Origin of the sequence: Aquirufa nivalisilvae (assembly GCF_004307455.1) — a bacterium.
Classification (GTDB): domain Bacteria; phylum Bacteroidota; class Bacteroidia; order Cytophagales; family Spirosomataceae; genus Aquirufa; species Aquirufa nivalisilvae.
On record NZ_SEWX01000006.1, the window covers coordinates 31,256 to 55,254 of the forward strand.

At 33.5% G+C, this 23,999-nt stretch carries 28 protein-coding genes and 1 tRNA gene; 19 read left to right on the forward strand and 10 right to left on the reverse strand.

What is annotated here, in order from left to right; genetic code table 11:
* Window positions 1–110: 110 nt before the first annotated feature.
* Window positions 111–974 carry a bestrophin family protein gene (locus tag EWU22_RS10790; RefSeq protein ID WP_130925560.1) on the reverse strand — a complete coding sequence of 288 codons (864 nt, stop codon included), beginning with the start codon at window positions 972–974 and terminating at the stop codon, window positions 111–113.
* A gap of 232 nt (window positions 975–1,206) precedes the next feature.
* Here EWU22_RS10790 and cysC point away from each other — a divergent pair, with 232 nt between their 5' ends.
* From cysC to EWU22_RS10805, 16 genes are all read left to right on the forward strand, one after another.
* Complete coding sequence (cysC, locus tag EWU22_RS10795; protein ID WP_130925561.1) at window positions 1,207–1,719, forward strand: adenylyl-sulfate kinase; 513 nt, start codon at window positions 1,207–1,209, stop codon at window positions 1,717–1,719.
* Window positions 1,720–1,781: 62 nt separating this feature from the next.
* A complete protein-coding gene (locus tag EWU22_RS13255; RefSeq protein ID WP_161566833.1) occupies window positions 1,782–1,937 on the forward strand; it encodes a hypothetical protein in 156 nt (51 codons plus the stop codon).
* An 85-nt stretch (window positions 1,938–2,022) separates the two neighbouring features.
* The gene (locus EWU22_RS13260; protein WP_161566834.1) at window positions 2,023–2,175 is read left to right on the forward strand and encodes a hypothetical protein; all 153 of its coding nucleotides are present in this window, start codon (window positions 2,023–2,025) and stop codon (window positions 2,173–2,175) included.
* 11 nt (window positions 2,176–2,186) lie between these two features.
* Entirely contained in the window at window positions 2,187–2,348 is a 162-nt protein-coding gene (locus EWU22_RS13265; RefSeq protein ID WP_161566835.1) for a hypothetical protein, read from the forward strand.
* 64 nt (window positions 2,349–2,412) lie between these two features.
* Window positions 2,413–2,568: a hypothetical protein gene (locus EWU22_RS13270; protein ID WP_161566836.1), complete on the forward strand. Its 156-nt coding sequence runs from the start codon at window positions 2,413–2,415 to the stop codon at window positions 2,566–2,568.
* A 330-nt stretch (window positions 2,569–2,898) separates the two neighbouring features.
* Window positions 2,899–3,069 (forward strand): hypothetical protein, encoded by a 171-nt coding sequence (locus EWU22_RS13275; RefSeq protein WP_161566837.1) that lies wholly within the window; start codon window positions 2,899–2,901, stop codon window positions 3,067–3,069.
* Between the two features lie 152 nt (window positions 3,070–3,221).
* On the forward strand, window positions 3,222–3,395 hold the full coding sequence (locus EWU22_RS13280) for a hypothetical protein (protein WP_161566838.1): 174 nt from the start codon (window positions 3,222–3,224) through the stop codon (window positions 3,393–3,395).
* 51 nt (window positions 3,396–3,446) lie between these two features.
* Window positions 3,447–3,614 carry a hypothetical protein gene (locus tag EWU22_RS13285; RefSeq protein WP_161566839.1) on the forward strand — a complete coding sequence of 56 codons (168 nt, stop codon included), beginning with the start codon at window positions 3,447–3,449 and terminating at the stop codon, window positions 3,612–3,614.
* Window positions 3,615–3,786: 172 nt separating this feature from the next.
* Window positions 3,787–3,945, forward strand: coding sequence for a hypothetical protein (locus EWU22_RS13290; RefSeq protein ID WP_161566840.1), 159 nt, complete (start codon window positions 3,787–3,789; stop codon window positions 3,943–3,945).
* Window positions 3,946–4,087: 142 nt separating this feature from the next.
* Window positions 4,088–4,255 carry a hypothetical protein gene (locus EWU22_RS13295; protein WP_161566841.1) on the forward strand — a complete coding sequence of 56 codons (168 nt, stop codon included), beginning with the start codon at window positions 4,088–4,090 and terminating at the stop codon, window positions 4,253–4,255.
* A gap of 212 nt (window positions 4,256–4,467) precedes the next feature.
* Window positions 4,468–4,632 (forward strand): hypothetical protein, encoded by a 165-nt coding sequence (locus tag EWU22_RS13300; protein WP_161566842.1) that lies wholly within the window; start codon window positions 4,468–4,470, stop codon window positions 4,630–4,632.
* Window positions 4,633–5,038: 406 nt separating this feature from the next.
* A complete protein-coding gene (locus tag EWU22_RS13305) occupies window positions 5,039–5,209 on the forward strand; it encodes a hypothetical protein (protein ID WP_161566843.1) in 171 nt (56 codons plus the stop codon).
* A gap of 127 nt (window positions 5,210–5,336) precedes the next feature.
* On the forward strand, window positions 5,337–5,507 hold the full coding sequence (locus tag EWU22_RS13310; RefSeq protein ID WP_161566844.1) for a hypothetical protein: 171 nt from the start codon (window positions 5,337–5,339) through the stop codon (window positions 5,505–5,507).
* Window positions 5,508–5,692: 185 nt separating this feature from the next.
* Window positions 5,693–5,896, forward strand: coding sequence for a hypothetical protein (locus EWU22_RS13170; RefSeq protein WP_145962627.1), 204 nt, complete (start codon window positions 5,693–5,695; stop codon window positions 5,894–5,896).
* 118 nt (window positions 5,897–6,014) lie between these two features.
* Window positions 6,015–7,904 carry an asparagine synthase-related protein gene (locus EWU22_RS10800; protein WP_130925562.1) on the forward strand — a complete coding sequence of 630 codons (1,890 nt, stop codon included), beginning with the start codon at window positions 6,015–6,017 and terminating at the stop codon, window positions 7,902–7,904.
* Window positions 7,905–7,987: 83 nt separating this feature from the next.
* Window positions 7,988–8,449, forward strand: coding sequence for an SET domain-containing protein-lysine N-methyltransferase (locus tag EWU22_RS10805; protein WP_130925563.1), 462 nt, complete (start codon window positions 7,988–7,990; stop codon window positions 8,447–8,449).
* A gap of 21 nt (window positions 8,450–8,470) precedes the next feature.
* Here EWU22_RS10805 and EWU22_RS10810 read toward each other — a convergent pair whose 3' ends face one another.
* The 4 genes from EWU22_RS10810 to EWU22_RS10825 are packed head-to-tail and all read right to left on the reverse strand — an operon-like array spanning window position 8,471 to window position 10,932.
* Window positions 8,471–8,896: a lasso peptide biosynthesis B2 protein gene (locus EWU22_RS10810; protein WP_130925564.1), complete on the reverse strand. Its 426-nt coding sequence runs from the start codon at window positions 8,894–8,896 to the stop codon at window positions 8,471–8,473.
* Entirely contained in the window at window positions 8,889–9,161 is a 273-nt protein-coding gene (locus tag EWU22_RS10815) for a PqqD family protein (RefSeq protein WP_130925565.1), read from the reverse strand. Before EWU22_RS10815 ends, EWU22_RS10810 begins: the two co-directional genes overlap by 8 nt.
* Before the next feature lie 12 nt (window positions 9,162–9,173).
* Window positions 9,174–10,025: a sulfotransferase domain-containing protein gene (locus tag EWU22_RS10820; RefSeq protein ID WP_161566846.1), complete on the reverse strand. Its 852-nt coding sequence runs from the start codon at window positions 10,023–10,025 to the stop codon at window positions 9,174–9,176.
* Window positions 10,015–10,932, reverse strand: coding sequence for a hypothetical protein (locus EWU22_RS10825; RefSeq protein WP_130925567.1), 918 nt, complete (start codon window positions 10,930–10,932; stop codon window positions 10,015–10,017). Before EWU22_RS10825 ends, EWU22_RS10820 begins: the two co-directional genes overlap by 11 nt.
* Before the next feature lie 125 nt (window positions 10,933–11,057).
* On the opposite strand from EWU22_RS10825, the gene EWU22_RS10830 reads away from it, so the two are divergent.
* Complete coding sequence (locus tag EWU22_RS10830; protein ID WP_130925568.1) at window positions 11,058–12,821, forward strand: ABC transporter ATP-binding protein; 1,764 nt, start codon at window positions 11,058–11,060, stop codon at window positions 12,819–12,821.
* A 47-nt stretch (window positions 12,822–12,868) separates the two neighbouring features.
* On the opposite strand, the gene EWU22_RS10835 is transcribed toward EWU22_RS10830, so the two are convergent.
* Window positions 12,869–15,328: a TonB-dependent receptor domain-containing protein gene (locus tag EWU22_RS10835; RefSeq protein ID WP_130925569.1), complete on the reverse strand. Its 2,460-nt coding sequence runs from the start codon at window positions 15,326–15,328 to the stop codon at window positions 12,869–12,871.
* 859 nt (window positions 15,329–16,187) lie between these two features.
* On the opposite strand from EWU22_RS10835, the gene EWU22_RS10840 reads away from it, so the two are divergent.
* Entirely contained in the window at window positions 16,188–19,085 is a 2,898-nt protein-coding gene (locus tag EWU22_RS10840; RefSeq protein WP_130925570.1) for a PAS domain-containing protein, read from the forward strand.
* A 347-nt stretch (window positions 19,086–19,432) separates the two neighbouring features.
* On the opposite strand, the gene EWU22_RS10845 is transcribed toward EWU22_RS10840, so the two are convergent.
* The 4 genes from EWU22_RS10845 to rpoN all read right to left on the reverse strand — a co-directional run bounded on the left by EWU22_RS10845 (window position 19,433) and on the right by rpoN (window position 22,411).
* Window positions 19,433–19,506 (reverse strand) — tRNA-Arg (locus tag EWU22_RS10845).
* Between the two features lie 85 nt (window positions 19,507–19,591).
* On the reverse strand, window positions 19,592–20,371 hold the full coding sequence (locus EWU22_RS10850; protein WP_130925571.1) for an enoyl-CoA hydratase/isomerase family protein: 780 nt from the start codon (window positions 20,369–20,371) through the stop codon (window positions 19,592–19,594).
* Between the two features lie 203 nt (window positions 20,372–20,574).
* The gene (locus EWU22_RS10855; protein ID WP_130925572.1) at window positions 20,575–20,823 is read right to left on the reverse strand and encodes a four helix bundle protein; all 249 of its coding nucleotides are present in this window, start codon (window positions 20,821–20,823) and stop codon (window positions 20,575–20,577) included.
* Between the two features lie 148 nt (window positions 20,824–20,971).
* Window positions 20,972–22,411 carry an RNA polymerase factor sigma-54 gene (gene rpoN / locus EWU22_RS10860; protein ID WP_130925573.1) on the reverse strand — a complete coding sequence of 480 codons (1,440 nt, stop codon included), beginning with the start codon at window positions 22,409–22,411 and terminating at the stop codon, window positions 20,972–20,974.
* A 150-nt stretch (window positions 22,412–22,561) separates the two neighbouring features.
* Here rpoN and asnS point away from each other — a divergent pair, with 150 nt between their 5' ends.
* Window positions 22,562–23,992: an asparagine--tRNA ligase gene (gene asnS, locus EWU22_RS10865; protein ID WP_130925574.1), complete on the forward strand. Its 1,431-nt coding sequence runs from the start codon at window positions 22,562–22,564 to the stop codon at window positions 23,990–23,992.
* Window positions 23,993–23,999: the final 7 nt, after the last annotated feature.

A 23,999-nucleotide genomic window follows, 5' to 3' on the forward strand; every position in this document is an offset into this window, starting at 1 on the left:
AATGATTTATGTCACCATTTATTCAAAATGCATTATTTTTTACAAATTTTCATTTGAACGTTTATTCATTATCCCAGGTGTAATACTATGTTGGACTTACGAATGACCATTCAAATCAAATCCTCTACTTGTTTTTTGATATTCGCTGCCATTTTAGCCGTTGGTAAATCATTGGCATCTAATCCAAAAGGATCTTCTATTTCTTCTGCAATAAGTTCCAAGCTAGCCAAAACATAAAAAGTAAAAACCACCACAGGAATAGCCAAATATCCCAAACTAAATACATAACCAAAAGGTAGCGTCATGATATAAAAAAAGATAAACTTCTTGATAAATGCACTGTAAGAATAAGGAATCGGGGTATTTTTGATTCTCTCACAAGCTCCACATATATCGGTGAAAGATTGTAGTTCACTATTGATTACGATTAATTGATCACCCGTCAGTTTTTTACTAACATATAAATCATCCACCTTGGTAAATAACATTTTGGCCACCTGATTGGGTTTATGTTTTTGGTGATCGATGTGTAAATCTAACCCTTCAAACAAGACCAATGCCGACTCTTCATTGCTCAAATGCTTAGACAAAATAGAGGCATAAGCTGGAATTACCTTTCTAAAGAACTGCTTATCAGGTTCGTGTTCGAGTATCACTGACAATTTCAAGGCTAAGTTTCTTGAGCTATTGACCAAAGCACCCCACATTTTTCTTCCTTCCCACCAACGATCGTAGGCGGTATTAGTTCGATATGCTAATAACAAGGATATCACGAAACCTAACATTCCATGCATGAGTGAAATATTCTTCACCAAACTATCTGATCCCAAATCCCAATACTCGATTTCCAAAAATCGAATAATGGCACAATAGATTCCAATGAAAATCATCAGTGGCAAGAGTTGTCGAAAGGTATCAGACTTATGAAATCGAAAAATAAAAATGATCCAATCTTTCGTATTGTATTGTACCATGGATTTGTTGGTGAATTTTTAAAAAATGTCAAAATTAAGGTGTAAATGTTTAGCAAACGTTTAAGTATATCCTGTACCGTTAGCCAATGATGCACATCTATTCTACATCAGAATGGAATGGCTAAATGAAAAATACAAAAAAATAAAATTTAAAAACACCTATTGGATGATACATGAATAATTTTATTTGCTTTATTTCACTTGATTAATAACAATGGAGTAAAAGAAACGTATGAATAAATGCATTTGGCTGTTGGGGCTTTCGGGTGCTGGAAAAAGCAGCATTTCGCTTGAATTAAAACAGATATTGATATCCAGTGGATTAAAATGTCTGATATTAGACGGTGATCTACTAAGAAAAGGAATCAATTCCAATCTAGGATTTTCAGAAGCTGATCGTTTTGAAAATATACGAAGAGCTGCTGAATTGGCTAAATTGTTTCTAGAAGAGGGCTATTGGGTCATTGTAGCCATGATTACACCCATGGAAGCGATGAGGGAAAATAATCGGCAAATTTTACAAAATCAATATGTAGAAGTATTTGTGAATACACCTTTGGAAATTTGCATAGAAAGAGATCCTAAGGGTTTATACCAAAAGGTAAAACAGCTTGAAATTCAATATTTTACAGGTATCGATTCCCCATTTGAAATACCTAAACATGCCCATTTAACTGTTGATACTGCCTATTTATCCATTGAAGAATCAGCCAAATTAATTTTTAATCAGGTTATTGAAAATTAATAATTTTAGTAACTTGTTGATATTAATCACATTTATTGTTTCTTATTACCCCTTTTTGTACCATGATAGATTCTCAAATTGACAACTTTGGTAGTTCAAATATTCCTCAAGAAAAAAAGAATTGGGTTTCACCTAATCTAAATGTTTGGAGCGCTAACAATTTAGAAAATGGTGCAGGATCAGTAGCTGATGGTGGATCCAAGGCATATGCTGGTTAAATTCTAAATATCCATCATAAATATTAAGCAATATTGGTTTCAAACGGTTTTGTTACTAGTTCACATTTTAGATAAATTTAGGTTCATGAATCCACAGGAATTGATAATAGATAAATTGAATGAAACTCCAGAAAAAAGAAATTGGGTTTCTCCCGAAATAACAAATTGGGAAAATGAAAATATAGAAAATACTGGAGGAGTTGGAGCAGATGGTGGAACTAAGGCATATATCAATTAAATTGATACAAAATGAAAAATGATCTTTCAACCTTACATCCAAGCAACATAGAATCCCAATTGGACCATGAAAAAAAGAATTGGATTGAACCTCAAATTAGCACTTGGGAATCTGAGCAAATAGAATTGGGGGGCGGTGGTTTAGCAGATGCTGGAACAAAAACTTACAATTAAATAATTTAAAATTTTGCATTACATTTTATAAGTAGCTGTATATTATCCATTTAACCTTACTCATATGAAAAACAATCACCCCACTTTACAAGCAGATAGTCTAAATACTGATGACAAAAAGAAATGGATTGAACCTCAAATCAATGCCTGGGAAAATGACAATTTGGGAGTAGCTTTTGGTGTAGGTGGAGACGGCGGTTCGAAATCATCAGCTATATAAAAGCAGAAGATTCTTTAAATAAATTAGCTTATCTATTTGACGCATAGTTTATACTATAGGATTTTTTGACAAGTTCAAATTTGTCCCTTTAATTTTTTTGTAACAAATTCGATTTACTCGCAACTAAAGTAAGAATAGAAGAAACGAAAACAACAACTGAAAAGAAGATGTAGATATTTCCAAATATTTAACAATGTGAATCAAAAAACTTAGATAGTATGTACAGATGGCGCATTAATAGATGTGTCAAAAAAAATTCCGTTTAAAATACTAAAAAATTGCAATCCAATTTTAGAATTAATTAATACACATCGATTTAATCTCACTCATATGAAAAACAATCACCCCACTTTACAAGCAGACAGTTTAAACACTCCATTATCAAATGAAAAAAAGAAATGGGTTGAACCTCAAATCAGCGCTTGGGAATCTGTCAATTTGGGATTAGCATCTAATGTTGTTGGTGGTGCAGACGCCGGTTCGAAAACATCTGCTGTATAATATAATCCACTTTTCATAGCCAAGAACATCAATTAAAAAGGCTTAACAAAAAGTAAGTCTGACTTATGGAAAAATCTGGCATTTGATTAGTTTGGACTTCATTAAAATTCAACTGATTTAACACCAAGTTTCATCCTCCACCTAGTTCTCATATGACTGAAAGCAAACATAAATTAACTCCTTCTGAAGATATAATTACTTGGAGTAAAACTATCGAAAAAAAGAAATGGATTGAGCCTCAAATCAGCGCTTGGGAATATGTCAATTTAGGATTAAATATTAATATAGGTGGTGCTGACGGTGGGTCGAAAACATCAGCTGATTGATTAACACAATTCCATAGGTAAACTAATATTTAATCTTTACTACATATTTTCATGAAAAATAAAGACTCTATTGAGAACTCAAAAGACTTAGAAAAAGTCAATACAAACTCCAATAAAAGGACTTGGGTTTCGCCTGATATATTTATTTGGGAAATAAATAAAATTAAACTTAGTAATAGTAAAGGAATTGATGCCGCTAGTAGATCTGCAATATCATAAGCGGTAGAATTTGATATCACCAAATATTTCCATTAAACTAATAGTTTATCTATTTGGTATTGTTCACAAGTTCAACATTACCATTTTTAGCGTTTTTTTTATATAAATTTAATTCACTTACCTTTTACAAACTGTTAAAATAAAATAACTAAATCCATGTAATCTCAATCTTATGAAAAAAGATCACACTCCTTTACAAGCAGATAGTCTAAATACGGATGATAAAAAGAAATGGATAGAACCTCAAATCAGCGCTTGGGAATATGTCAATTTAGGATTGAATATTAATATTGGTGGTGCTGACGGAGGTTCGAAAACGTCAGCTACTTAAAAGCAGCGTTTTTTATACTGCAAGGAATGAGATTTAAAAAAGTTTGGTAAATGAACATAATGAGACTTACGCTTTAATATTCAATATTTCGTATTATTGTTTCAAGAAATTGATTATAAATTCCATCATAATCTAATATAACATGAAAAATGATCACACCTCTTTGCAGTCTGAAAATGTAACCACTCAAATATCAAATGAAAAAAAGAAATGGGTTGAACCTCAAATCAACGCTTGGGAATATGTTAATTTGGGATTTAAATATGGTTTTGCTGGTGCAGACGCCGGTACGAAAACGTCAGCTACTTAATTTTATATCGAAAGGAATGAAATTCGAAAAAAGCCACATATGATCAATAAAATTGGATAGAACCTCAAATCATCGCTTGAGAATATGGTCAATTAGAGGTTAGTAGTGATGGTTTGTAAAGTGAACTTCTTAAGACTTGCACTTAAATATCCAATATTTCGTATTATTGTTTCAAGAAATTGATCATATATTCCTTCATAATCTAATATAACATGAAAAATAATCACACCTCTTTGCAGTCTGACAGTGTAAACACTCAAAGGTTAAATGAAAAAAAGAAATGGATTGAACCTCAAATCAACGCTTGGGAAAAGGACAATTTAGGTATAGGTGCTGGTGGTATAGTAGACGGTGGTTCAAAAACATCTGCTGCATAAATAGCAGATGATTGATTAACACAATTCCATAGTTAAACTAAAATTCAATCTTTAACATAAATCATCTTGAAAAATAAAGACTTATCAAAGGACTCGGAAGACTTGGAAAAAGTCAATACAAACACCAATAAAAGAACTTGGATTTCACCTGATATGAGTATTTGGGAAATAAATAAAATTGAACTTAGTAATAGTAAAGGTATAGACGCCGCTAGCAAATCCTAATATCTTAAAAAGCAGTAGATTTTTTATATCACCAATTATTCCCCTTAAACTTAGAGTTTATCCATTCAGAATTGTTCCTTAGATCATCATTCCTTTTTTAGCATTTTTGTAACAATTTTGATTTACTTAGCTTTTATAAATTGATTGATTAAAATAACTATATCCATTTAATCTCAATCTTATGAAAAAAGATCGTACCTCTTTAGAAGTAGACAATTTAAATACTCCATTTTTAAATGAAAAAAAGAAATGGATAGAACCTCAAATAAACGCATGGGAATATGTCAATTTGGGATTAAAATATGGTAAAGCTGGTGGTGTAGACGCCGGTACGAAAACTTCAGCTTTTTAAATGCAGGTTTTAAAAAAAATAAGGAATGTAATTCAAGTGAATTACTAGATGAATACATATAACCTTTGTAAATAGCATTAAACACGATTTCATAAAAAAAAACCTGATTTCTTAGTCTAATTTTATCATGAAAAATAAGCAAATAGAACTCCAATCAAACAATGTTGACAAGCTAAATTCAACTGATAATCGAAAAATTTGGATAAGCCCACAAATGGATCCATGGCTTACTGATCAAATAGAAATAGGAGTAGGTCCAGGTGTAGATGGCGGCTTTAAAACTTATGGTCCAGGTTGAAAAATACCGCTCCTTATTTCTCCATTTTATAAAAATTTTCAAACTAAATTGTTGGCATAATCTTGATTTTTATTGTTTAAAATTAAATAGAGTAGACTAACATATAAATTGACATATTAACAACGATTAAAGTCACTATGGATAATAAAGACTCCATTGAAAACCTAAAATTCACTTAGTTAACAATGGTATATCCAATAAATAATGGCCCAATAAAATTTACTCATATGGACAATAATGAACAAAATAATCCTGTTGAAAAAACAATTAAAACCAATGAAAAAAGAAATTGGGTTTCACCTGAATTGAATAATTGGGCTACAGATCATCTAGAGTTTGGAGCAGGACCATTTTCTGATGGAGGTGGTAGAACTTATTTTAATGGTTGAGAAACACATCATTTATCTATCCTTTTTACCTTTAAACAACTGATGCCTAACATTTGGGCTGAGTTAAATTTAGTTGTTAATTTATCGAGCAACAAATCATTTCATTGCCCCAAAAATTATGAATTTATTTTCAGGAATTCTCTCTTTTCAATCCAAAGATCTTAATAAATCAATTGAACAGATGAAAATGGCCACTCAAAAGTTCAAACCTAAGAATAAGCTTGAACTCAGAGAAGCTAACCTATTTTTGGAAAATCTATCTCTTACTAATCAATTCAATAAAGAAGATAAGTCTCAACATTTAATTTATTCGGAAAATGATTGTTGGATTGTATCCAATAGTAGAATAGATAATAAAGAAGAACTTATTGAGCTTCTAAACATTCCACTTAATGACGAGCTTTCAGATAATGCCATACTTCTGAAAATGTATGTGGAGTTTGGGAATGAATTTGTTAAAAAAATTGAAGGGGATTGGACATTGGCTATTTGGAACCAATCGCAGCAAGAAATATTGATTGCTCGTGATCAGTTGGGTACTTCAGCATTATATTATCGATTGACAGATGCATATATTGCTTTTTCGACCTACATAGGAGGATTGTTAGAAATCGATTCCCAAACCATAAAAATTGATGAGATTTATTTGGCTGGAATTTTGACAACTTGGGATACTCAATCTAATAGGACAGCATTTGAAAACATCAAATTCCTCCCCCCTGCTCATTATGCTTTGATAAAAAATGGGAAATTAAGCCTTCATCGGTATTGGATAGCAGAAGATACACAAGAAATACATCTTGATTCAGCAAGGGAATATGTTGAAAGGTTTTCGGATAAATTAGAACAATCAGTAAAAAATCGGATTAGGTATTCCCAAAATTTGGGTTCACAACTTAGTTCGGGGTTTGACTCAAGTACAATTACAACGGTTGCTGCTGAATTTTTTAAAAAGGATAAAAAAAGATTAACAGCTTTTACTTCAATCCCTAAAGAAAACACTTCCGACTATTTCCCAACACACATAGCTACTGACGAATCATATCTAAGCATTCCAACAGCTCAATTTTTAGGTAATGTGGACCATGTTTTAGTGAGAAGTGAAAATCAGTCAATTTTAAAAAATATACATGACTCCATTGAATTGCACCATTCCCCCCTACATGCTGCAGGTAATATGTTTTGGATACATCAAATTTATTTAGAGGCACAAGCCAAAGAAATTGATACGATGATCATTGGCCAATCTGGAAATGCTACTATTTCTTGGGCTGGATACCCAGAAGGTCTACAAATCAAAAGTCTAATTAAGCGAATTTTAGGATATAAAAGCCAAGAGAAATTTACTCCAATATCATACGTAAAGTATCTTATCGTTGAAATTAAAAATAAATGGAGCAGTAATCCTACACCTGATTGGAACACCTATTCCTTCATCAACACCCAATTTGCTCAAGATTTGAATCTATTTTCTAAAATGAAAGAAATGGGTCATGACCCAAGCTTTTCGAATTCAATTCAAAATAAGAAAGGCCATATCAATTTCATTAATCCAAAGTATAGCAAAATAGGTGCTTTATGGCAAGACTTAGCTTATTGTTACCAAATTAGCACTTACGATCCTAGTAATGATAAAAGATTGGTCGAATATATTCTTTCTGTACCGAATGAATATTATCAGCGAGAAAATACCAACAAATGGCTATTAAAAACCGCCATGAAAGGTCGACTTTTGGACGACTTAATTCATCAAACGAGAAAGGGACGACAAGCGACGGATTTAGCCATTAGAATACAATCCGAAGCAACTGAATTCAAAGAGTTACTGAAATCATTTCGTTCCAACTCGGCCATTCAATATTACATTGATTGTCAAAAAATGGAAACCTATCTAGATAGAATTATTGAGAACCCAAGAAAAAAGGATGCTTACAATGATGCTATATTTTTAACTAGAGGGATTAGTTGTGCACTTTTTATTAATAAATACCATGGAGGGATTGTATAAGTAATGTCAAATTGAGTTATGGAGTAGCTTATTCAATCTTATTTTTCAGTATATTTATTATTTCATTTTAAATAGTCTCTATCGTGTTAAATCCTTGTGAAATTTCTGAACCCAAGTATGATATAGCAGGTATATCGTCAAAAATCCGATTAGGTCAATCTTCTATTCATGGATTTGGTGTTTTTTCCAATGAATTAATCAAACAAGGAGAATTAATTGAAGAAGCTAGACTTTTGGCTATGAAATGGCGCTCATTCTATTTATCAGAACCTACCATCCTAGATTACATTTGGGCTAATCAAGGTTGTAAGTGCGATATCTGTAAAACGCATGGTAACAAAGTATATCTAGCTTTGGGTAATGGTTCATTGTATAACCATGCTAATAAACCCAACACCATTCAAAAGCTTGATTTTAGACTAGAAACTTTAACTATTACAGCTAGAGAGGATATTCCCGCCAATGAAGAAATATTTGTTTCTTACGGAGAAAAATATTGGCTGTATCGAAATTTGATGAAAAAAATTCATCCTCTTAAATATTAGTTTTCAATTCAACTTATTCCTTTACGAATAAGTGGTCTGAATTACATATTCCTTAGGGTCACAAAAGCCCGTAATTTGCCTTTCCTGAACTTCCGTCCAAGCATGTCCCTTGATACTGTTATCATCCCCATACTTAAATCCAATATAAATCGTGTATGGGATGTTATAATAATTCAGCCATATTTTAGCTACATAGGCTTCATGGCGGCAAACTAAATGAAAGGGAAATCTCTTACTTACTAATCGAATAGACTCTCGAATATCATTCACTAATTCCCAATCTATATTCTTAGATTCTAACTTATCATGTTGAATTCGGCCAAATCGAATCCAAGTTGGCCTTATTTTAAATAGAAAATAACAATAAAAAGAAAGGAAAACTGTACCCAAAACAATACCTTGGTTACGAAAACTTAATCTAAAAAATAGACTAACTATTCTAAGCATTTTTTTGTTCTGATATAATATCTTTTTCCAACAATTGTTGGATGCCTTTAGTCATTTCTTGATGACACAACTCCTTATCGATATCGTATTGGTTCATTAATACTTCACCAATTTCTGTCAAAGTAAGTCCATTTTTAATCCCATCAACAATGATAAATAGGGTTTCATTTAAGGTAAAATATTCATTGGTTTGAATATCATATAAAACTCCTTCTTCTCCTAATTGAGTTAATAAAACTCTTTCTTCATTAAAAATGTAATTCATATTTTTCTTTTTTTAGTCCTCCCAATATCCGAATTCTCGCATCATGGGCTCATTAAATTGTTTTATTAAACTGGTTTGTTCTTGATTCAATTGCACTTTCCATTGACCTACTTCCCCTTTATTAAAAAAAGATTTACAGGCTTTTGGTTTTTCTCTAAATCCAAACTCCGCTTCTTGACTTTTTAATTTTTCAAATTCGGTGGCCTCTATAGCTGATCGTATTTCTTCTTCTGTTGCCTCATATTCAATCTGCTTCAAAACACGTGTAAATGTATCTTGCGGATTATTTTTCAAATCTTCATAACGAACAAAAAAAACAGGAAATGCTGTAACTTTTTTCCAACTTTCTACATGCATATTCCATGAGCCTAAATACTGCTGAAATTGGTCATGCGCATGTTTTCCAAATCGAACCAAATGCACTTGTTCATTACATATCACCTTGCTAATGGACTCATCTAAAGTCTTTCCATCGTGATTTGCCATGGATATGCTTACATCTAGCGGATTTCTAACAAAGTAGATGGCGGCAAATGTAGATTCTTCTGGTACAATGGGTTGATGGTCAATTTTTGATATTGAATACAAATCATGGATTTTCACAAAGCATTTCTCGACTGCTGTATTCGATTGGTGGTTAAATGATATGCGTTTAAAATGATCCATTTTAGACACAGGTATCTCATCAGCATCCAAATCCAAATATTCTTCTAATCCTCTTTTTTGAGAAAATATCCCTTCGGTAGAAATAGCATTAATATCCACTTCTCCTTTATTTCTAAGAGCAGAAATAAAGCTCCTAAACCAGGTATTTCCAGATTTAGGATAAGAAGCTAACCAAACTATATTCTTTTTATTTTCCAATTTGATGAATGATTTGATCTTCTATGGCTTGTGCTAAACTCTCAAAACTGTCCGTTTCCCAAGGGCGCTTGGCTGTAAAAAACTGTAATTTACTCTGAGCAATTTGTGAGATCGTCTGAAATTCAAGAAGCTCCTTTTTCATTCCATGTACCCATTGCTTTCGATAAACATTAAACTTTAACAATTTAATAGCATCTGCTGCTTTCATTGGCGAAATAGTTACCTCATCCCCATCTTCACTAAGAAAAACAATACCACTAACGGGTAACTGCTCTGGAATAAATTTTTTATGAAAATTAATTCCAAACTTAAAACCCTCTTTAATTTTTGGTGTTATTTCCTCTTCTGAATAGACCATCTGCTTCTCTAAAGTTCTTTCCATTGCCCGAATAATCGGGTAAGAGGAAGTGGCATAACAATGTCCATTGCTAACTTGCAAAACAGCCGTATCATCTGTAAATGGCAAATAACCTCTATTTTGTAGCATGATTGAGGTAGACGATTTCCCCGCTCTCTGATGTCCTGCAAAAAGCAAAACCGTGTTGTTTTTAAGAACTACACCTGAAACATGAAAAGGAAGTATATTTTTCTGATATAGTACCGTTGCCAATACTCCCGTATAAAGGTAAAATAGTACTTCATCCAAATTATCCGACAATGGTTCAATCAGCACTCTATTCCCATCCGTAATATAATATTTTGCTGCCTCAGGAATATGAAATATAAACTCACGCTCATTGAAGGTAGAAAAAGGCTTAACTTCTAAGATTTCATTTTGAAGCGTGTCTGGTACAGTACCAAACTCAACCATGACGATATCATCATTTTCTGGGAAGTCAAATGGAAACAATCCAGGAATCTCAAATTCAGATTGAATTTGCATTCCCAACGCAAAGTATTTAAACATGGAACAGGTCAAATTAACAGTCGCAAAGATATAAAAAACAACAAAATAATCTGAATTATCTGCCCTGATAATGGTTTAATCCATGACATAAGATAGATTTGCAATACAAACAAATCTGATTCCCTTTGAATTTCAACATCTTCCGAGATTTCTTATTGGTTTATAAACTGTTATTTAGCCTGAACAAAAAGAATACACTTTTTCAGTTTCTAATTGCAGTGGTTTTGGGATTGATTCCTACGGCAATTTTATATGTAACGAAAAATTTATTTGATCAATTCGGGCATATTGCTCAAACTAATTTTAATTCCATTTTAATATGGATTGCTCTGCTTATTTCCTTACAAATTTTCCAGTCATTTCTCACGAACATTGATAATTACATTTCATTTATTCAAGAACAAAAAATCACCAATGAAATTGTCTATAAAATTCTAAATAAAGCAATCGCTATACCATATACGTATTATGAAGAAGCTCAGTATCAAGATACTTTACACATGGCTCAGCAGCAATCGCAACAAAATTTGCCGCTTATTTACCAAAATTTCAAATCATTCCTGACTCAACTGTTGACATTCACCATACTTATTGTCTATTTCTTTACCTTGATAAAAGCTTATGCCTGGTTAATATTACTTGTCGCAGCTCCACTAAGCATTATCAAATGGTATTCTGGATTTGCCTTACATCGACTTGATAAACAATTAGTTAGCAAAGAAAGAGAATCCTATTATTTAATCCATTTATTGACTGGTAGCGCGTATGCCAAAGAATTACGAACTCTCAACTTTGGAACGTATATACTTAATCGGTTGAAGGAAGTTAAAGCATTCATATTCCAGAAAAAAAATCTTCTTCAAAAGAAATTAATAAGTTTGGGCTTCCTGACAGAAATACTTGAATTGTCCATCTTGTTTTACATTCTATATGGACTTGCTCAAATGGCTTTTACTCAATCCATTGGCATTAGTTTATTTATTGTTTATATACAAGGTATTCAACGAATCCAAAGCACTTTAAAAAGCCTACTAAACTCCTTACTTCAGTTATTTCAACAACGCAGATTCATTCAAGATTTCAATCTATTTCTCGCATTAGATCGTGAAAAGCCTATTCATGGTTCTATTTTAATGGATATACATGGAAATGGCTTAGAAATAAATCAAGTAGATTTTCAATATCCCGGATCGACACAAAAAACATTAGAACAGATTCAATTAACCTGTCAGATAGGTCAAACGATTGCTATTGTTGGAATGAATGGTGCAGGAAAAACCTCTTTAATCAAATTATTAGCAGGTTTATATAGTCCAAGTCAAGGAGAAATCAAGTGGAATGGCCATCTTCTACAGGAGTTAGATGCAGATAACTATAAGCAAAACAGCTTATTTGTCTTTCAAGATTTTGAGAAATACTTCTTACAAATCAAAGAAATTATTGCCATGGGCAATTTAGATCAGCCCATTGATATGGAAGCCATACAACAAGCTGCGCGATTGGCGGATGCAGAGGAATTCATCCAACAACTTCCACATTCTTATGAAACTAGATTAGGGAAAATTTTTGAAGGGGGCGAACAGATAAGTGGTGGCCAATGGCAGAAATTAGCCATTGCTAGGGCATTTTATCGACCAGCTCATCTTATAGTCTTAGATGAACCTACCAGTGCATTGGATGCCATTTCTGAGGCTACCATATTTCAAAATTTCAAAAAAATGGCTGCCAACCGTGCAACTATTCTTATTACACACCGACTTTATAATTTAAAGTTGGCAGATTACATCTATGTTATGGATGAAGGAAAAATCGTAGAAAAGGGGAAATTTGATGAATTGAAAAACCAAAATGGTCTATTCAAGCAATTATTTGATCAACAGGTAATGTGATTTTGCCTCTCACTTACATGAATATATGATTTGCATAGTTGGGGCATTTAAAATTCCTTCTCCCCAAATTCACTACTAGGCAACTTAGCCTTCTTTTCACTCGATCTAAAATTGTATGACAGATTCAATAAAATGATATTTCTTTCCTGAATGTAATTAGTTGTTGTGTAAAAATTAGATCCAAAGGTGGTAATGCTTTGCTCATTCACTTTCATATTTCCCAATGCCGCATTTTGCCATTGTAAAGTAAAAAACAATTTGTTTTCTAGTAATGTCTTTTTAATAGAGAAATTGGGTTGATAAAATCTAGAATCTACCCCCTGTGCCGTATTTTTAGCTGATAAATAAGATAAATTAAATTGTGTACTCAAAGTTGGATTTATCTGATAGCTAATATTGGAATTGATCGAATAAACAGAACCTGTCGAATTCACCACTACGGAGTTATTAAATATTCCTCCATTTATCTTTAAGCTATATATATTTCCTCCAATAAAGATTTTTAATTTTTTAACTGGATTAAGCGTGAGTCCAATTTCGGAACCTAATAGGCTGGCTTGACCTGCATTGGTGTATATTCTATTTAAAATAGTATCATTATAGACACTATTAACTCGATTCACAATATTGTCAATTTGTTGACTATACAAATTAATGTACAAGGATCCTTTTTTAAAATCCTTTGTGACACCAGTTTCTATAATTCCCACGAATTCAGGTTTTATATTGGGATCACCTTGCTCCAGTGTTTCACTATGCTCCCTTTCTGGATACGGGTTTAATTCGTTGTTAGTAGAACGTTGTACTCTCCTACTATATGCCAATTTAAACCTGACATCCTCTTTAAAATTGTACATCACATTAGCGGATGGAAATAAATTGGACAGATCTAAGATGGCTGGTGATATCGATTTATTAGCTTGAAATTTTCTAAATGCATTTTCATACCTTAATCCACTAGAAAATTCAATTTTTTTATACGACCCAGCATACTGTACATATAAACCATGAATTCGGTTGAGTACTTCAATGAAAGCTGAAAATGACGGGTTATAAACCAAGGGGCTATAGTTTCCTGACTTTTCAAAATAATTAAAGATCCCCTTTTGAATTTGGTTACGATATTGATAACCCATGGAAAGTTTTCCTATGCCTAGGGTTTTCTCATAATCAATTTTAAATCGATAAGCATCAAGTGGGTTCTGACCAGTGTTCAATGTGTATTGAAGGGTATCTGCATAATTTTTCTCATTCAAATTTCTATTTTTAGTATATCCATCAATCATGGCATATTCATATAAGCCAGATATACTTAAACTAGATTTATCGTTAAATCGATGCAAATAATCCAGATTGTAAACCCGAAAAGAGCCTGACTTTAAGACCAAATTGGAATTAAAATAATTACTTCTACCAATAATGGAATTGGTAGAGAGATCATATTTAGTATTGTTATAATGTATATCAGCCGTACGATATTGATCCCGCTCTCCTAAATAAATACCCATCGTTAAATCATCGTTGCTCGAGGGAGTATAAATAAGTGAAGTCCTAAATCCATAATTATCTCGCTTAAAACTCCTTTCTCCCTCACTTGGAAAACTCGTGTAAATCCGGTTTATGGTGGTATTAACATCTCCCTCTCTGCGACCAGCGATATCGTTTTTTAAGTAATTGAATGAGGTCGAAATATCCCAATTCCCTTTACGATAGGATGTCGATAAATCAAGCCCATACCTTGATGGCTCAGTAGTGTTTTCATATTGCTTAATTCGAGGTAATCCATATTGTAGATTAGATGTCAATGACCAGCCATCATTACTTCCTTTTTTTGTCACAATATTGATAATTCCCGCCTTTCCATCGGCATCATATTTAGCAGATGGGGCTGTAATAAGTTCAATTCGATCAATTGTATTAGCTGGGATTTGAGTTAAAATGGTTGTTGCATCCACCTGCGTTGGTTTTCCATTAATCAATATTAAAAAACCTTTTGACCCTCGCATGGAAAGCTCCCCTTCTGCATTAACCATGATGGAAGGAACATTTCGAAGTATGTCGCTGGCTGTACCGCCTTTTGCTACTTCAAATTGTTCGGCTTTAAAAACTTGCTTTTCTAGGGTAGCAATGACATTAGGCTTAAATCCTGAAACTATAACGGATTCCAACAATTGATTGATAGGCGCCAAGGATATGGTACCTAAATCGAGTTGAGAATTGATTTTTTCATAACTAATTTCTACATACTTGGTTTTATAACCAACATATTCAATCCTGATGACGTATTTGTCGTCTTTTAAACCAACGAATTCAAATTTCCCTTTTTCATCAGCTATTTGCCCCTTCACCACATTACTTTGCTTTTTTGATTCTAATCGGAGTGTCGCAAAAGATAATGGCTCAGCTGTTAAGGAGTCAACCAATTTACCCTTTACTTCATTTTCCTTCTGAGAGAATCCCCAAAACGTCAATAAGCAAAAGCAGAAAGTGAAGATATACTTTTTCATTATCGAAATATATCAATTATTTCGGCTGCTCATGTCCTTACATGCAAAGAGACCGTTTTTTTTCTTTGATTATTCGGTAAAGTTTACCTACTATTAATCGTTGCATGAAAAATTCATGGGTTGGAGTTTTCTTCAAAGTTTGATTTCCATGGGTTGGAATTTCTATTGTTCTTTTAGAAGAAAGAAAATAAATGTGAATAACTTATTCTTAGTTATAATCATTCGTAGCAACCCCACTTAGCATGATTAATTAGCATTCAGAATTAGACCTACATCTAACTGACAATCAGCCAGTTATTATACAAATAGAATATTATTACTGAATCCATTTATTGAGAGGAGGCCTTTTTTTCAAAGAATTACATACCTTCAAATTTGGAACGTATATTCTTAATCCGTCACTGGAAATTAAAGCATTCTTTTTTCCAAAAAATCCTCTTCTAAAGAAATTAATAAGTTAGGGGCATCTTAATAGAAATACTTGAATTACACATTTTTTATATCCTCTTTGGACTAACGCAAATGGCATTTGCGCAATCGATTGATTCATTTCATTTATTGATTATGTACAAGGCGCACAATGATTCCAAAGCACATTATAAAGTCTATTAAACTCCTAACTTCAATTATTTTAACAACCAGGATTGATTCAAGAATACAACCTATTTTTACAAATTGGTTCTTTATCTTGGGTAAATTAAGCCTAAAATTGATTATTTAATCCAAATTCTACCCAATAATTACGTTTAGAAAATAATCATTACTTTATTTGTAAATCCGTGACTAGTTATATAATCAAATCAAATAAGCCTGTTGTTTGCAATGGGCTCAATTAGAATACATTAGAACTAAACCCGTCATGGAAACCCCATCGAAACCACTCATTCCATTAAATGAGCCACAGCGACTAGCCGCTTTGGATAGCTATGATATTCTAGATACTCCTCCCGAACCTGAATTCGAAAAAATCATACAACTTATCTGCATGGTTTTAAATATGCCCATGGGCTTTATTTCTTTTATTGATAAAAATCGAATTTGGTACAAATCTAAATTGGGATTCGACTACGATGAATTACCTAGAAATGAATCATTTAGCCAACATACCATTCTTCAAGATGATGTTTTAGAAATTCTAGATGCTTCTAATGATGAACGAGTTAAATCCATCCGTTTTGTTACAAGTGATTTACAAGTAAAATATTATGCAGGTGTTCCACTAATTACAGATGAAGGTTTTAGAATTGGAACTATCAGTGTCATGGACACAAAAACAAACTCTCTTTCTAGTGAAACGAAAGTCATGTTAGAAAAGATTGCTCAATATATCATAACACAACTTGAACTTAGGAAGAAATACATTGCATCCAAACAAGAAGTCAAAAAACAAGCCGACCAGGAAATAAAAGAGCTTCAATTGGAATTAACCAGTCACCAAAAAGCTTTAGATGAATCATCTATCGTAATGATAGTAAATAGAGATGGAATCATTCAATATGCCAACGAAACGGCATGTCGCTATAGTAAGTATAGTCAAAAAGAATTAATCAATCAAAATATAAGTATACTAAGATCTGGCTACCACACGGATGAGTATTTTGATTCTTTATGGAGCATTTTAAATAAGGGGCAAGTTTGGAAAGGAGAATTAAGGAATAAAGCGAAAGATGGAACATTCTATTGGGTAGATATGGTTGTGGTCCCTTTTATGAATGAAAAAGGAGAATTGGTAAAATATGTTTCACTAAGCAGAGATATAACAGATAAAAAGTTGATTTTTGAAGAGAATCAGCGTTTATCCTTTGTCGCTAGAGGTATTCAAGATGGCGTATTAATAACTGATCCAGAAGGAGTCATTCAATGGATAAATCACCCCTATGAATTAATTTCAGAATATAGTTTGCAAGAGGTAATGGGCAAAAAAATGAGTGAGACCATTTCTACGACCACAACCAATCCAGAATTTATAAATCAAGTAAGAAGTCAGCTTTTTAAGACATTCACTTATCAAGGTGAAATTAAAAATATAACCAAATCAGGGAGAGAATATTATTTAAACGTAAATATTCAACCGATTTACAATGAAAATCATCAGCTAATTCACTTTGTAGTCTTTGCTGCTGATATCACCGAAAAAAAACAAAAAGAAATTCAGATTCTAGCTTTAATAGAAGACCAGAAGGCCACATTTGATGGAGTTGGGCTTTCGATCATTCATACTGACATTAATGGAATCATTCAACGTGTAAATCCCGCAGCTTTAGAATTACTTGAATATACGGCAGAGGAATTAGTTGGTAAAATGGATTGTTCCCCGTTTTACGATAATCGAGAAATGGAGGAACGAACTAAAGAACTCAGTTTAGAATTAGGTTATCCGATTAAATTGGGGATGGAAACAGTGGTTATAAAATCCAAATTAAGTGGTAAACCTCATTCCAGTGAATGGACCTATGTAACAAAATCAGGAAAAAAAATACCCGTTTGGTTAACTGTCACTTGTATTAAAAATGGACAAGGTGAAATCACCGGTTACATTCGAGTTGCCGAAAACTATACGACTAAAAAAGAAGCGGAAAAAGAGCTTTTACATGCTAAATTGATGGCAGAAGAAGCTGTATTGACTAAAGATAGTTTTTTAGCCAACATGAGTCATGAGATCCGAACCCCTTTAAATGCCATTATTGGTTTCACCGAATTACTATCTCAGTCGAACTTAGATCCGATTCAAACAGAATATTTATCCAATATTCACATAGCTGGAGATAATCTGCTATTAATCATCAACGATATTTTGGATTTATCTAAAATGGAATCAGGTAAATTAGAAATAGAGTCTTATCCCTTTAATCTGACTGAAATACTTAGACATGTATATCATTTATTGAAAGTAAAGGCTGAAGAAAAAAAATTAGATTTCAGTTTATATTTAGATGCAGACTTGCCAGAAATGATTGAAGGTGATCGAGGTAGACTAAATCAAATCTTAATGAATTTAGCTGGAAATGCCATCAAGTTCACGCATGAAGGGGATGTTTCAATTCAAGTCAAGAAAATAGAAGAGACCGCTACAAACGTAACTTTACGCTTTTCGGTGAAGGACACGGGCATTGGTATGTCAGAAGAAGTACTTGAGCGAATTTTTGAACGATTTACGCAAGCAGAATCTTCCACAACTCGAAAATTTGGAGGCACAGGTTTAGGGCTTAGCATATCGAAACAGTTAGTGGAACTCCAACATGGCGAAATTCATGTCAAAAGCAAGCTAGGAATAGGTTCAGAATTCTATTTTATCCTAACGTATAAAAAATCAGATCAAGTTGAAATTGAACAAAATACTGATTTGAATCGACATGGATCTAAAAAAAGACAGGTACGTATTTTACTTTGTGAAGACAATGTCATGAACCAAAAATTGGCTGAAATGGTCATTAAACATTTTGGTTTTGACATTAAAATAGCCAACCATGGCCAAATGGGGGTAGAACTAGTTAAGAAAGAAAATTTTGATTTAATCTTAATGGATTTGCAAATGCCCATCATGGATGGTTATCAAGCTACATCAATTATCCGAAAAAAATTGAATAATTCTATCCCAATTATTGCGATGACAGCACATTCATTAGTGGGAGAAAAACAAAAATGCGTTGACATGGGCATGAATGGCTATGTATCTAAACCATTTAAGCAATCCGAATTATTGAATGAAATTAATCGAGTTTTGAGTACATCAAGCCATTCAAATTTGGAGAATTAGTATCAAATCTATTTATACTTTTCATAATCGGAATAATCAAACCTTAGAATTCAAACATGATATTTCTACTTGAAATTCAGGTAGTTAAGAAAGATTAGATCAAATAAAAACAAACATCTGATTGTATTGATATTTAACTAATCATAGTACTTGAAGATACCAAGGATTAGATTTTTCTTTGGGGAGGAAATTCTGATTTGATTGCCAAAAATCTAACGATGTTCCAACGTTTCTGATTTCAATAAACTTGATATTCATATGAATTTGATACAAGTCTCAATGGAAAAATTAGCGCAAAAAAAAACACCTACAAATTTAAAATTTATAGGTGTTTTTAACATTTAGTGTGGTCGCGTAGGGATTCGAACCCCAAACCTTCTCATCCGTAGTGAGATGCTCTATCCAATTGAGCTACGCAACCAATTCCCATTCGGGACTGCAAAGGTAGAATTTCTTTGGGAATATGAAAAGACCTTGCTGAAAAAAAATCAATTTTATTCCAATTTTTACTTCCCTGTAAAATGAGGAGCTCGTTTTTCTAAGAAAGAACTTACTCCTTCTTGGAAATCCTTCGAGTAACCAGCTTGTCGCTGAGCTTCTGCTTCCATTTCCAATACAGTTGCTAAGTCCTGATGGTGAGCCTTTTGCAATTCTCGTTTGATTAATGCTAATGCTAATGTAGGTCGACGAGCAAATTCTTCTCCTAGTGTCTTCAGTCGTTGTTCCCAATATTCCTCGGAAATAACTTCTGCTACCAATCCCAAAGCTTGAGCTTCCTCTGCACTAATTTTTTTAGCTGTAGACGCTAATTCAAATGCCTTATGATACCCCAAAGACTGCATTAAAAAGGCCGTACTTCCTGCATCCAAGGTCAAACCTATCTGAACAAAAAGTTCAGCAAAATATGCTCCTTCCTTAGCAACTAAATAGTCACATGCTAATGCCAAGGAGCATCCTGCTCCTGCTGCTGGACCGTTGATTGCTCCAATTACAGGCTTATCCAAGCCTCTTAATGCCAAAATCATTGGATTATAGGTAGATCTAAGTACTGCACCTAAATCAGAATCGCTTACGCCCGATTTCAAATCAGCTCCCGAACAAAATGCCTTCCCCTCTCCTGTTATTACCAAAACCCTAGCTGATTCGGAAGCCTTTGCTTTTTCTGCTACATCCCTTATCTCATGTATCAAACCTGCATTTAAGGCATTAAACACTTCTGGACGCTTCAGATGAATGGTCCAAACTCCATTAACTTGACTAAGATGAAGAAATTGGTAAGAAGACATAATAATAAATTATAAATGATGAATTATGAATTATAAATGGAGAATTCAATTATGAATGGTAAGTGGTAAATGATAAATGCTTTATTATTTAATGGACAAATTATGTTTTACCGTTAGTAAAATTTTAGTAATAATTCTTAAAATTTCATCGCTTTCTGACATTAATTTAACGAAGCGAACTTCTTCTAAGTAATCAATTTCGTTTAATAATTCCAACCAATATATATAGTTTCATTTATTTCCTTTTGAGCAATTGACATTTTGTGCTTAAAATCCAATTTAGATTCTGCATGTTCTGCTTCTCTAATTATTGCCCCAACTGCTGTTCCACTTCGCAAAATTTGCTTTGAAAGAATAAATTCTTTTCTCTCATTAACAAGATAATGATATAAATGCCAGATTTGAATTGCGAAAAAAAAAGATTTTGATTTTATGACATTCTTATGTTTCACTTGATAAAATTTTATTACCAAATCTACATTTCAATCATTTCAATTAAATGCAATCTATAGAATTATTAATTAGTTGATTTATTTTAAATTGTTTCACTCAAGACACGACTCACCATTTACCATTTACCATTCACCATTTACATTTAATTTAAAGTTTCCTTCTTAGCCTCGCAACTGGTATACCCAGTTGTTCTCTATATTTAGCTACGGTACGGCGTTTCACCACAAAGCCTTTTTCAGATAAAAGCTGCTCTAAGGTTTCATCAGGATAAGGCTCTTGAGCTGGTTCTTGCTCAATGATTTCCCTCAGTATATTTTTCACTTCTCTGGTTGACACATCCTCCCCTGACTCATGAGTAATTCCTTCTGAGAAGAAATATTTTAAAGGATATATACCAAAATCTGTTTGCACTGATTTAGCGGAGACTACTCTTGACACAGTAGAAACGTCCATTTCAATCAAGCTGGCAATTTCCTTCATCTTCATGGGTTTCAAGGTAGAATCATCGCCTGTCAAAAAGAAATCGTATTGCTGAGCCACAATACTGTGCATCGTTTTCAATAAAGTGCCCTGTCTTTGTTGTATTGCCTGAATAAACCAAGATGCAGCATCTAATTTATGCTTGATAAAAGTAACAGCTTCCTTAATCTCTTTTTGCTGTTTATTCCCTTGATCATAGGTTTGCAACATCTCTTGAAATGACTTACTGACCCTTAATTCGGGGGCATTTTTTCCATTCAACTTAATATCCAATTTGCCATGTTGATTTGTCACCACAAAATCAGGTTGCAAATAAGGCGCTAAATTCCCTCCTTCTGCTCCACCAGGTTTAGGATTTAAGCGTTTGATTAGGTTAATCGCCTTTTTCAATTCACTTTCATCAACACCTAATTTTTGCTGTAATTGCACAAAATGCTTTTTAGAAAATTCATCAAAGAACTCATCAATCAAGCGAATAGCCAATAAACAAGTAGGATGGTCTGATTCTCTACGGTGCAATTGTATCGACAAACATTCTTGTAAATCCCTAGCTCCAATCCCTGCAGGATCTAAGGCCTGAATTTTCTTTAAAACACCTTCTACCTCTTCAAAATTGGTTGTAAAACCTTGTGTAAATGCTAAGTCATTGACAATACTTTCAATGTTCCTTCTCAAATAACCATCTTCTTCAAGCGAGCCTATTAACTGATGCGCAATCATCTCTTCTCGCTCATCTTTTAAACTAAAACCGATTTGCATCAACAAGTAATCTTCTGCACTAGCCACGGTGGCCATAGGTCGTTCCTTGGACTCTTCATTGGAATCATAGGAATCACCAGCCATTTTATAGCCAGCATAATCATCTTGCAAATAATCTCCTATTTCTAATTCCTCTCGCTCTAAGTCCTCTACAGTCTCTCGTTCTTTTTCATCGAATTCATCTGAATCCTTTATTTCTAAACCCTCTTCCAAAGCGGGATTTTCCTCCAATTCCTCCTCTATTCTTGCAGCCAGTTCAGCTGAAGGAATTTGAAGCAATTTAACAAACTGAATTTGTTGTGGAGAAAGCCGCTGTTGCTGAGAAATTTTGAGTGATAATCCCTGCATATCTTTAATCTAATAAACAAATATACGCTGATTTGACGGCCAGTTTTTAAAAATACTTGTAATTCATAAATAAATAAAATTATTCCGTTTTTTGTACGTAATTTTGAGGCTAGTTTGCCCCAATTGGGGGCCATTTGACCATTTATTTATATGCAAATTAAAGAATTACTTCTCCAATCCCCGAGCCAACAAACGGTTACGGTAAAAGGTTGGGTGCGTACCAAACGTGTATCTTCATCTGTAGCTTTCATCGCCATGAACGATGGATCTACGATTCATAATATTCAGGCCGTTGTTTCTGATGGCGTCGTTTCTGAAGAAACGTTAAAATTAGTAACTACGGGATCTTGTATTGCTGTAACAGGTATTCTAATTCCATCTCAAGGACAAGGTCAATCCGTTGAAGTTCAAGTAACGGCTATCCAAGTTTACGGGACTGCTGATCCAGAAAAATACCCTTTACAGCCCAAAAAACACTCTTTGGAGTTCTTACGAGAGATTGCACATCTTCGTCCAAGAACTAATACTTTTTCAGCCATTCTACGTATTCGTCATGCCTTAGCCTTTGCAATACATCAATATTTCAACGATCACGGCTTCTTTTATTTGCATACCCCAATTATCACGGGTTCAGATGCCGAAGGAGCAGGAGAAATGTTTCGTGTAACCACCTTACCTGCGATCAATCCTCCATTAACAGATGAAGGAAAAATAGATTATAAAGAAGACTTTTTTGGCAAAGAGACCAATCTGACGGTTTCTGGCCAATTAGAAGGAGAATTAGGAGCCATGGCTCTTTCCAAAATTTACACGTTTGGACCTACTTTCCGTGCTGAAAACTCCAATACCACTCGTCACTTAGCTGAATTCTGGATGGTAGAGCCTGAAATGGCCTTTTTTGAGCTTACAGACAACATGAATCTAGCTGAAGATTTTACCAAAAGCTTGATTAGCTATGCTTTAGAAAATTGTGCTGACGATATTGCTTTCCTTGAAAAACGCTTGTTGGAAGAGGAAAAAATGAAGAAAAAGGAAGAACAATCAGAGATGACGCTTTCTGAGAAATTGAGATTTGTTTCTGAAAATACTTTTGAAAGATTAACTTATACCGAGGCTATTGATATTTTATTGCAATCAAAGCCACATAAGCAAGGTAAATTCAACTACCCTGTAGCATGGGGAATCGACTTACAAAGTGAGCATGAGCGTTATTTGGTTGAAAAACACTTCAAAAAACCTGTTATCCTGACGCATTATCCGAAAGACATCAAGGCCTTCTACATGAAATTAGAAGATGATGGAAAAACGGTTCGTGCCATGGACGTTTTGTTTCCAGGTATTGGAGAAATCATTGGTGGCTCTCAAAGAGAAGATGATTACGAAAAACTACTTCAACGCACGAAAGATGTGGGCATTGAGGAAGATTCCATTTGGTGGTATTTACAAACTAGACAGTTTGGCTCTGCTCCACATGCTGGCTTTGGATTAGGTTTCGAACGTCTTGTTTTATTTGTGACGGGTATGAGTAACATTCGCGATGTCATTCCATTTCCAAGAACACCTAAATCGGCAGAATTTTAATATGTTT

What these genes read in the sequence shown, in the direction of transcription:
- EWU22_RS13280 (WP_161566838.1), top strand. Translation starts at nt 3,222, where the DNA reads ATGACTGAAAGCAAACATAAATTAACTCCTTCTGAAGATATAATTACT.
- EWU22_RS13170 (WP_145962627.1), top strand. Translation starts at nt 5,693, where the DNA reads ATGGTATATCCAATAAATAATGGCCCAATAAAATTTACTCATATGGAC.
- EWU22_RS13300 (WP_161566842.1), top strand. Translation starts at nt 4,468, where the DNA reads ATGAAAAATAATCACACCTCTTTGCAGTCTGACAGTGTAAACACTCAA.
- EWU22_RS13265 (WP_161566835.1), top strand. Translation starts at nt 2,187, where the DNA reads ATGAAAAATGATCTTTCAACCTTACATCCAAGCAACATAGAATCCCAA.
- EWU22_RS10815 (WP_130925565.1), bottom strand. Translation starts at nt 9,161, where the DNA reads ATGAATTACATTTTTAATGAAGAAAGAGTTTTATTAACTCAATTAGGA.
- EWU22_RS10790 (WP_130925560.1), bottom strand. Translation starts at nt 974, where the DNA reads ATGGTACAATACAATACGAAAGATTGGATCATTTTTATTTTTCGATTT.
- EWU22_RS13270 (WP_161566836.1), top strand. Translation starts at nt 2,413, where the DNA reads ATGAAAAACAATCACCCCACTTTACAAGCAGATAGTCTAAATACTGAT.
- EWU22_RS10810 (WP_130925564.1), bottom strand. Translation starts at nt 8,896, where the DNA reads ATGCTTAGAATAGTTAGTCTATTTTTTAGATTAAGTTTTCGTAACCAA.
- EWU22_RS10825 (WP_130925567.1), bottom strand. Translation starts at nt 10,932, where the DNA reads ATGTTTAAATACTTTGCGTTGGGAATGCAAATTCAATCTGAATTTGAG.
- EWU22_RS10840 (WP_130925570.1), top strand. Translation starts at nt 16,188, where the DNA reads ATGGAAACCCCATCGAAACCACTCATTCCATTAAATGAGCCACAGCGA.
- EWU22_RS13260 (WP_161566834.1), top strand. Translation starts at nt 2,023, where the DNA reads ATGAATCCACAGGAATTGATAATAGATAAATTGAATGAAACTCCAGAA.
- EWU22_RS13310 (WP_161566844.1), top strand. Translation starts at nt 5,337, where the DNA reads ATGAAAAATAAGCAAATAGAACTCCAATCAAACAATGTTGACAAGCTA.
- EWU22_RS13255 (WP_161566833.1), top strand. Translation starts at nt 1,782, where the DNA reads ATGATAGATTCTCAAATTGACAACTTTGGTAGTTCAAATATTCCTCAA.
- rpoN (WP_130925573.1), bottom strand. Translation starts at nt 22,411, where the DNA reads ATGCAGGGATTATCACTCAAAATTTCTCAGCAACAGCGGCTTTCTCCA.
- cysC (WP_130925561.1), top strand. Translation starts at nt 1,207, where the DNA reads ATGAATAAATGCATTTGGCTGTTGGGGCTTTCGGGTGCTGGAAAAAGC.
- EWU22_RS13275 (WP_161566837.1), top strand. Translation starts at nt 2,899, where the DNA reads ATGAAAAACAATCACCCCACTTTACAAGCAGACAGTTTAAACACTCCA.
- EWU22_RS13285 (WP_161566839.1), top strand. Translation starts at nt 3,447, where the DNA reads ATGAAAAATAAAGACTCTATTGAGAACTCAAAAGACTTAGAAAAAGTC.
- EWU22_RS10850 (WP_130925571.1), bottom strand. Translation starts at nt 20,371, where the DNA reads ATGTCTTCTTACCAATTTCTTCATCTTAGTCAAGTTAATGGAGTTTGG.
- EWU22_RS13295 (WP_161566841.1), top strand. Translation starts at nt 4,088, where the DNA reads ATGAAAAATGATCACACCTCTTTGCAGTCTGAAAATGTAACCACTCAA.
- EWU22_RS13290 (WP_161566840.1), top strand. Translation starts at nt 3,787, where the DNA reads ATGAAAAAAGATCACACTCCTTTACAAGCAGATAGTCTAAATACGGAT.
- EWU22_RS10835 (WP_130925569.1), bottom strand. Translation starts at nt 15,328, where the DNA reads ATGAAAAAGTATATCTTCACTTTCTGCTTTTGCTTATTGACGTTTTGG.
- EWU22_RS13305 (WP_161566843.1), top strand. Translation starts at nt 5,039, where the DNA reads ATGAAAAAAGATCGTACCTCTTTAGAAGTAGACAATTTAAATACTCCA.
- EWU22_RS10800 (WP_130925562.1), top strand. Translation starts at nt 6,015, where the DNA reads ATGAATTTATTTTCAGGAATTCTCTCTTTTCAATCCAAAGATCTTAAT.
- asnS (WP_130925574.1), top strand. Translation starts at nt 22,562, where the DNA reads ATGCAAATTAAAGAATTACTTCTCCAATCCCCGAGCCAACAAACGGTT.